We start from the raw sequence: 808 nt of genomic DNA, 5'->3' as shown, positions 1-808 counted from the left end.
CTGATAACGCTAACCAGATGATAACTTGTAATATTAATGGGACAGGTAGCAGCCATGATAAGGCAGCAACGATAACGGCAGCAGCCCCAAACCAAAGGCTTGCAAAGGTGGGAATAAATATCTCGGCAATCATCAACAAAAAGCCCAATACCAGCCAGTGCCAAGGTTCAATCATCCAAATAGTCTCAATCATCAGCGTATCCTCCTTTGCAGTTCTGACTTTTAATGTAGCACACTTTGATGATAAATAATCTCTTAAAAATCAATATGATACCATTAGTTATGATTATAGATAGTGTACCAAACATAATTTTATGATAAAAGTTATAGCCAAAAAAAACGACCACATAAAGTGATCGTTTTTTATTTTTATAGTAGTAACTTAAACATGCATTAGAACTTTAAATGTGCGCCTACTGTCATAAGGTCAGCATCACTACCAGTGACGGCATATTCAGCTTCAACGTTAAAATCTTGGTTGATTGCATAGCCTAGACCTACGCCACCTGCAAGACTGGTGTCATCATCTGAGAAAGAACGACGTACTCCTGCAGTTGTATAATCGCCTTCTACTTCTGTTTTAGCGATACCTACTTTACCTTTGGCATATAAGGCAGTATTTGGGAAAGCATAGCGGTAAGTACCATAAGCGCCATAGGTTTTGGCATCAATGTCGCCGTTTCTATAATCAGCGTCATCTGAACCTACATACTCAGCTTCAATACCAAAGTTAGGATCAAAGTTGTAACCACCGTAGACACCATATGCGGTAGGATCATCAGCACCATTGACGTCTAGATCAAATTGA

2 protein-coding genes are annotated in these 808 nt (G+C 39.2%); both read right to left on the bottom strand.

Features of this window, described 5'->3' with window-relative positions:
- Positions 1-193, bottom strand: a 193-nt coding sequence (locus ACS8FD_RS19070) for an NfeD family protein (protein ID WP_439277015.1), incomplete at its 3' end; no start/stop codon positions are given.
- Positions 194-393: 200 nt separating this feature from the next.
- A partial coding sequence (locus ACS8FD_RS19065) for a porin family protein (RefSeq protein WP_439277014.1) occupies positions 394-808 on the bottom strand: 415 nt, incomplete at its 5' end.

The sequence above is a fragment of the Psychrobacter sp. 1U2 genome, assembly GCF_051847575.1.
Note: the sequence above shows the minus strand (reverse complement) of the source record. Positions and strands in the feature narration are given on the sequence as shown.